Genomic DNA, 7,685 nt, shown 5'->3' with positions numbered 1-7,685 from the left:
CTCCGGATTACCGTCGAGTCCCTTGCGTAATTGTGAGTTGAACCACGCATCGCCCAGCTGCTCGCTGCCACTGAGATCGCACAGGCGTCTACTGCGACGCTGGGCCGTGGCAAAATCGTTCTCGGCGATGCGTGGTTCAACTCACAATTACGCAAGGGACTCGACGGTAATCCGGAGCTCTTCCATTACAAGTGGGACGACCAACAGAACTCCGGCTTCTCTTTCTTCGGCTCTGCGTTCACTCGTTACGGAGCACAGCTGGCACAGCTCGATGCGCCACCGAATGCAGCGAATCTGCACGGCGCAAGCGTCTATGTGATCGCCTCTCCGGATACTCAGGCGAAGAACCCCACGCCGCACTTCATGGACAAGACCAGCGCAGATGCCATCGAGGCCTGGGTGCGGGCTGGCGGCGTGCTTCTGCTCATGGAGAACGACAAGAACAACTCCGAGTTCACGCAGTTCAATACGCTGGGCGAGCGCTTCGGCATCCACTTCAACCCGGTGCTGCGCAACACCGTGGAGGGTCGCCACTTCGAGCAGGGCATGCTGAAGATTCCGGCAGGCACGGGTAGCATCTTCCCCAATGCGCTTACGGTCTACATGAAGGAGATCTGCACCATCACCGTCTCAGGCGCGGCGCAGCCCATCTATCGCGATCGCGGCGATGTGCTCATGGCCGTGGCCCATGTAGGCAAAGGCACGGTGTGGGCAGTCGTCGACCCGTGGCTCTACAACGAGTACACCGATGGCCGCAAACTGCCCCCTGAATACGAAGACTTCACCGCCGCGAAGGATGTGGCGAAGTGGGCGCTAGAACAGGCTCGATAGCCCTCAGCGCCCCAGCCATCCGCCGTCGACCGCGATGATGCTGCCCGTGATGTAGTCACTCGCGCGCGAGCACAAGAAGACCGCGGTGCCAGCGATATCTTCTGGCTCACCCCAGCGTCCGGCTGGAATGCGCTCGAGGATCTGCCGGTTGCGCGTCTCATCGTTGCGCAATGCCTCCGTGTTCGCGGTCTCGATGTATCCGGGCGCGATCGCATTCACCTGGATGTGATGCGGAGCCCACTCATTCGCCAGCGCCTTGGTGAGCTGCGCCACGCCGCCCTTGGAAGCCGCATATGCGGGCACGCGGATGCCTCCCTGAAAGCTGAGCAGCGATGCAATGTTCACGATCTTGCCTGCGGCCTTCTGCGCGATAAGGTCACGCGCCACAAACTGCGAAAGCTGAAAGACGCTGGTCAGGTTTACTTGCAGCACACGATTCCAGTCTTCAAGAGCAAACTCCTCGGCCGCAGCGCGATGGATCATGCCCGCGTTGTTGATGAGGAGATCGACGCGCCCGAAGCGCGCGCGCACCGCGTGAAAGAGCTGCTCCGCGCCTTCGCTCTGCGATAGATCGGCAGAAAACGCCGCGGCAGCTTCACCGATCGCAAGAGCAGTTTCATCAGCCGGCCGGCGATTCCCGTGCACTGCAACCTGCGCGCCCGCCTGCGCAAGTGCCTGCGCAATCGCCGCGCCGATGCCGCCCGCTGCACCCGTCACCAGCGCAACCTTTCCTTCAAGACTGAAGAGTGAATCCCTGCTCGTCGTCATACGCTCATCCTCACCTGTTGCAGCCTGCAATCTCATCTTGCCAGCCGCGCCCCTCAAAGACTATCTTCTAAAACTGCATATCGCCATTAGAGAAATTTCTTCTCTAACGAATTTTGGTCGCAAAGGCCTGTCATGACATCGATTCCCAAACGGCATCTCCTCAGGACAGGCGCGCTGCTGCTGCTCAGCTGCGTAACCCTTGCCGCAGAAGCACAGCGCTGGCAGTGCGGCACGGCGAAAGTCGCGGCCACGGCCATCACTACGGCCACCCGATACGACACCGGCACAGCGGGCTGGGATCTCGGCACAGCGCCTCAGCACGAGGATTCTCAGGGATGCAGCTCCGCATCGGGCTCCTTCTTCTTCTCAGCGCCCGCAGCGGAAGGCAACTATCTCGTCACCGTAACCCTCGGCGGAGACGCGCAATCGCAGACCACGGTGAAAGCCGAGGCACGGCGCATCCTGCTGGCGCGTGTGCCGGTTGCAGCCCGCAAGCATCGCACAGAGCGCTTCATTGTGAACGTGCGCAGGCCGCAGATCGCGGACACTTCATCCTCCGTGCGACTCAAGCCACGCGAGATCGGCTCCCTGGACTGGGACGAGAAGCTCACGCTTGAATTCTCGGGCGATCACCCGTCCTTGCAGAGCATCGCGATCGAGCCTGCTCCAGCCTCAACGCCCACCATCTTCATCGCCGGAGACTCGACCGTCACCGACCAGGATCATGAGCCATGGGCTGCGTGGGGCGAAATGCTGCCTGCATTCTTCGACCCGAAGATCGCCATTGCAAACCACGCCGAGTCCGGCGAAACCATCCGGAGCTTCGTGGGCGAGCAGCGCTTTCCCAAGATCTTTTCGCAGATTCACGCCGGCGATTTCCTGATGATGCAGTTCGGCCACAATGACCAGAAACCGGGCAAAGGCTATGTTTCGCCGGAAGAGTACGCCGACCTGCTGCGCCACTACATCGACCTTGCTCGCCAGAAGGCCGCGACTCCGATACTCGTAACTCCCATGAACCGCCGCAGCTTCGACGGCAGCGGGCACATCACCGACACGCTCGCTCCTTATCCCGACACAGTGCGCAAAGTGGCCGCCGAGAAACATGTCACAGTCATTGATCTGAATGCGATGAGCAAAGCGCTGTACGAAGCTGTCGGCGAGCCGGATTCGCGGTTGCTGTTCGTCTATGCTCCGGCGAACACGTATCCCGACCAGCCGGAAGCCCTGCATGACGACACACACTTCAACAGCTACGGCGCGTGGGAGCTCGCGCGGTGCGTGGTTCTTGGCCTGCAGCAATCGCATTCGCCGCTCGTGAAGTATCTGCGCCAACCGCATCAACGCTTCGATCCTGCACATCCAGATGCCCCAGCAAACGTCGCAATCCCACCAACCCCGTTCTACGACACGCAAAAGCCCTACGAACGCTAAGGTAAAGCCATGCTGACTACGCTCGCACTCCTCCTCGCCATGCACGCAGCCACGCAGGCCCCGCTCCAGCAGAGTTCGTCCACCCCGGCATCGGCAAAGACAACACCGGCGCAGGGCACCGATCCAAGCCTTCACGATGACAATCCCCTGCCGACGCCGAAGAATCCCGCACTGCCCACTCTGTGGCTGGTGGCCGATTCGACCGTGCGTAACGGACACGGCAACGGCGCGCAGGGCCAGTGGGGATGGGGCGATGAGCTCGCGACCTACTTCGATACGAACAAGATCAACGTAGTCAATCGCGCCATCGGCGGCAGAAGCAGCCGCACCTACATCACCGAAGGCCACTGGCAAACGATCCTCGACATGATTCACCCCGGAGACTTCGTGCTGGTGCAGTTTGGCCACAACGACTCAGGCCCGCTCGACGACACATCGCGGGCTCGCGGCACATTGCCGGGCACCGGCGAAGAGACCCGCGAAATCGAAAACCCCATCCTGCACCGCCACGAGACGGTCCACACCTACGGCTGGTACATGCGGCAGTATGTGCAGCAGGCGCGCGCAAAGGGCGCGACTGTGATCGTCTGCACGCTGATCCCGCGAAAGATATGGAAGGACGACCACATTGTCCGCAGCGGCGTCGACAGCTACGGAGGTTGGGCACGCACCATTGCCAACGAAGAACATGCGCCCGTCGTCGACCTGAACGAAATCATCGCCCGGCAATATGACGCAATGGGGCCAGCCGAGACAGAGCTGATGTTCGGCGATCCGCACACGCACACCAGCCTCATCGGCGCGCAGCTCAACGCGATGTCCGTCGTACTCGGCCTGAAGCTGCTGCTGCCGGACCCGCTCGCCGCCTATCTCTCCTCGTCAGCGGACGCCGTGCCTTCCACGATGCCCGCTGCGAAGCCGTAGCGGCTCAGCTCTGACGAAGCAGCGCCGCTGCAGTCCACATCGCCGGAGACTGCCCGTGAAAGTCTCCGGTGCGCCGCTTGCGCAGCAGGTAGAAGTCGAGGTCGTTCGCCTTGTTTGTGCCCTCGCAGACACCGGTCACGTCCGAGTTCTGATCGACATAGCCGGCGAGAGCGATCCACGCCTTACGCGCGGCAGGGCCATACTTGGCAGCATCCAGCCATCCATTGCGCACACCGGTAATCAGCGCATACGCGATCATACCGGTACCTGAGCTCTCCGGCCACGCATCCTCGTGATCGAGCAGCTGACGCCACGCGCCCGCACCCGTCTGGCAGGCAAGGAGAGCAGCCATCATCTTGTGGTATCCCTGCTCGATGCGCGCCCGCTCAGGCGCATTTTTCGGCAGCTCGCGCAGCACCTCGGCCATGCCCACCGCGAACCATCCATTGCCGCGCCCCCAGTAGAAAGGCGCGTCTAGCGCATGGAAGAAGAGCCCGTTGGGCTGCTGCAACTTGTCGAGATATGACACCATCTCCGTCGCTGCGCGATGTAGATACTTCCCGTCCTTCGTCGCGCGATAGGCCTGCACCTGCAGGATGGTAATCATGAACATGTCATCGATCCAGTAGCGCGTCTCCGGCGTGAGCCCCTGCGCGTCCGGTGAGGCCCACTGCGCATCCGCGTAGCTCAGGCCCAGATCGAGATACCGCTTCTCTCCCGTGAGCAGATACAACTCAAGCGGAAGCGAACCGAACATGGAAAAGTCGACATGGTTTCCGCGTGGAGGCAAAAGGCTGCTCTCCGTGGTGAAGAGCGGTTCAAAGCGGGCTTGCAGCGCGGCGATCAGATCTTTATTGCCGGTCACACGCGCAACCTCGAGCGCGCCGTACCAGGCGCAGACCTCGGGATAGATAATGCGGGTAGGCCGCAAATGCGGTGTCGTCTGAAAATGCCCGGCCAGCGCGGTACCAATCTGCTTCGGATCGTATCCCACAGGCCACTCGGTGAGGCTTGGACCGCCGATTGCTACGTGCGGAGCGCTCGGGTCAAAATTCGGATTCGAGCCCGGCGCGGGCTTCTGCTGCAGGGGCACCTGGCCTGCGGCGAGAGCCGTCCCGGCCAGCATCAGCTGCGCACCGAAGGTCCGCCGCGTCATCGTCTTCATCGTGCAATACTCCGTTCGTTCAGTGGGTTGGTGGAGGATTCGGCCCGAAGCGCAGCCCGAGTTCCGGCGTGGATTCTACATCGCTCGCACCCGCAGCCGCCTTGTCGACATCGACACCGAATACGTAACTCGCGCCGAACATATTCGAGGTAAAGATCACCATCTTCCCGTCTGGCGAGAAGCGCACATTCGGCTCGAGCTTGTAGTTATGGTGCTTCATGTTCACCAGGTGCTCAGGCTGGAACGTGCCGGGCTGCACAAAATCCGGCGAGTCGATGCCCCCGTCATTCTTGCGCCACGAAGGGTGAAAGAGCTCGATCCACTCTCCATCCGTGGCCCGCGCCACTTGCCCCGGATCGCCGCCGTCGCCGCAGAAGAGCGTCGCATCCTTGTTCACGTTGAAGTGGATCGACCAGTCATTGCGCAGCATGTGATACGCCACCTGCGTATGATCCGGGGTCTTGCCAAGGTGAATCCCGGCCAGCCAGAAGTCCTCGCCCTTTGGCGTCTGCCAGTCGTACCAGATCGTCTCGCCATCCAGTCCCCAGAATTCGTGGCCGGCAATCTCCATGAGCATGGTCCGCTTGTGCATCAGCGTATTGTGCGAACCATCGGTGTGGATCATCCAGATGCGGTCGACCTTCTGCCACGGGCCTTCGTGACAATACATCAGCAGCGTCGGGTCAATCGGCGAGAAGAGCAGGTGGCCGATCCAGTCCGTCGAATGCAGCAGCTCATGCACTTTACCCGTGCGCAGATCGATCGTGAACAGCACCACCGGAATCCGCGCGGCCAGGCGGCGCTCCATCATCGCGCCCTTGCTCTCCGGCTGCACCAGCGGGCCGCGTCCCTGCTCGTCGTGCTGCGGATAGTCGGCCGCCGGTTGAGGATTCTCCTCATACACGCCGGCGGCCAGCGTCTCGTCCGAATTCACCGTGGCCACACTGGCGTGCGGAGGCAGCGTAGCCAGCTTTGTGACCTCGCCGGAATTGAGATCCGCCTTGTAAATCACGGCCAGCTGCGTTGCCGGATCGGTACGCGAGAAGAAAATACTGTCCGTCTTATGCCCGACCACGATCGCATGGTAGCCATAGCGAAAGCGCGCACCGTGCGCGTCTGCATTCTGCGGGAGTGGTGGATTCGGTACCAGCAGGCGCGTCTTCTTCGTCGCCAGTTCCAGCGTGTGGATGCCATCCGGCGCGGTGTAGACCATATACTGCTCGTCAGGCGAATAGGCATTCACATTGAAGTAGAAAGCCGAGGATCCGGGCTCACCACTCAACCGATAAACGCGATGCCCGGTGTCCTTGTCCACCCAGGTCTTCGGCACATCCTGCGCCATGAGCGATGCAGCAGTAACACCGCTAAGCAGGAGCCCATAAGCGAGATACCTGCGAACAAAAAGTCTCCACGTGCTCATGGTGCTCCCCTTCCCTTCACTTCCCGGCCGTATGTGGTGAACTGGCTGAAGGCTCACGATAGATCACCGCGTCGAGCCCGTGGACATTACTGCTATCAGAAGTCGTCAGCCGCTCGCCCTGCGGCACGGCAAGCTCCACCTTCTCCAGCGTGAAGCCGTCCGCGTCATCGATATGGCCGGCCTTCTGCGCCTCAAGACGAAGATGATCGAGACGAAAGCGCTCCAGCTTTGCATTGGGATAAGCCGCAATCGCAATCGCCGTTTTCGCATTCTTCGCGTCGATATTCCAGATATGCACGTCGGAGAAGTGCGGCAGCCCTTGCTCCTCGGAAACATGCGCCAGTAGCGTCTTCCAGTATGACGGCACATCGTGCACGCCATCCGGCAGCGTGGCGTAGCTATAGTTCGGATTCCAGTTGAGATTCACTTCAATCGGAATGCCGACGCCATCGAGATGAAGGTCATGGATACGCAGGTCCGATCCACCGCCACCGCGCACACGCGCGCTCTTGATGAGCACGCCTGCACCAACACCATCGCCGGCCGTCAGGTTATAAGCCTCGATGTCATGGAAGCCGCCTGACGTCTCGCTGCCGAAGGTCACAGCCGCAGCGCCGCGCCTGATCACAGAATCACGGATCACCACGTGCTCAGTGGGCCGGTTGACGCGCAGGCCATCGGCATCGCGCCCGGCCTTGAGACAGAGCGCATCGTCATTCACATCGATATCGGCGTTCTGCACCAGCACATGCGACGAGCTGTCGATATCCACGCCATCCGTCGAAGGCCCCCGCCCACCAATGTTGTTGCGGATGGTGATGTGCTCCACCGTGACCTGCGTGGAGTAGCAGATATGCACCGTCCAGAAGCCCGAACGCTGCAGCGTGGGCCCATGCAGAACGACCTTCTGCGAGTCGTAAATCTGGATGAGGCGCGGGCGCTTCGCATCGTAGTCGGCTGCCCACCGCAGGCCCTTCGCGTCGTAATCGTGTCGCAGATCCCAGTAGCTCTTCCACCAGTACGAGCCATCGCCGTCGATGTTCCCTTCGCCGGAGATCTCGACATCGTGCTGACCATAGACATTGATCAGCGCAGCCGGCCAGGTCATCTCGATGCCCGCAACCCGCGTGGGCATCATCGGAT

General features: G+C 61.2%; 7 protein-coding genes. 3 read left to right on the top strand and 4 right to left on the bottom strand.

What is annotated here, in order from left to right; translation table 11 throughout:
* The first annotated feature begins 315 nt into the window (after positions 1-315).
* The gene (locus QM649_RS19875; RefSeq protein ID WP_415200818.1) at positions 316-831 is read left to right on the top strand and encodes a hypothetical protein; all 516 of its coding nucleotides are present in this window, start codon (positions 316-318) and stop codon (positions 829-831) included.
* A 3-nt stretch (positions 832-834) separates the two neighbouring features.
* Here QM649_RS19875 and kduD read toward each other — a convergent pair whose 3' ends face one another.
* Positions 835-1,599 (bottom strand): 2-dehydro-3-deoxy-D-gluconate 5-dehydrogenase KduD, encoded by a 765-nt coding sequence (kduD, locus tag QM649_RS19870; protein WP_415200817.1) that lies wholly within the window; start codon positions 1,597-1,599, stop codon positions 835-837.
* A 132-nt stretch (positions 1,600-1,731) separates the two neighbouring features.
* Between kduD and QM649_RS19865 the strand changes: the two genes are divergently transcribed.
* Both QM649_RS19865 and QM649_RS19860 read left to right on the top strand, forming a co-directional pair.
* The gene (locus QM649_RS19865; protein WP_415200816.1) at positions 1,732-3,033 is read left to right on the top strand and encodes a rhamnogalacturonan acetylesterase; all 1,302 of its coding nucleotides are present in this window, start codon (positions 1,732-1,734) and stop codon (positions 3,031-3,033) included.
* Positions 3,034-3,042: 9 nt separating this feature from the next.
* Positions 3,043-3,957, top strand: coding sequence for a rhamnogalacturonan acetylesterase (locus QM649_RS19860; RefSeq protein WP_415200815.1), 915 nt, complete (start codon positions 3,043-3,045; stop codon positions 3,955-3,957).
* Between the two features lie 4 nt (positions 3,958-3,961).
* On the opposite strand, the gene QM649_RS19855 is transcribed toward QM649_RS19860, so the two are convergent.
* From QM649_RS19855 to QM649_RS19845, 3 genes are all read right to left on the bottom strand, one after another.
* The gene (locus tag QM649_RS19855) at positions 3,962-5,122 is read right to left on the bottom strand and encodes a glycoside hydrolase family 88/105 protein (RefSeq protein WP_415200814.1); all 1,161 of its coding nucleotides are present in this window, start codon (positions 5,120-5,122) and stop codon (positions 3,962-3,964) included.
* A 19-nt stretch (positions 5,123-5,141) separates the two neighbouring features.
* Positions 5,142-6,542, bottom strand: a complete 1,401-nt coding sequence (locus tag QM649_RS19850) for an oligogalacturonate lyase family protein (RefSeq protein WP_415200813.1) — start codon at positions 6,540-6,542, stop codon at positions 5,142-5,144.
* A 16-nt stretch (positions 6,543-6,558) separates the two neighbouring features.
* Positions 6,559-7,685 (bottom strand): glycoside hydrolase family 28 protein (locus tag QM649_RS19845; protein ID WP_415200812.1); only part of this gene is annotated, 1,127 nt, incomplete at its 5' end.

It is taken from the genome of Silvibacterium sp., assembly GCF_047605705.1.
Lineage (GTDB): Bacteria > Acidobacteriota > Terriglobia > Terriglobales > Acidobacteriaceae > Silvibacterium.
The sequence above is the reverse complement of the archived record's forward strand: the minus strand, read 5'-3'. Positions and strand labels throughout refer to the sequence as shown.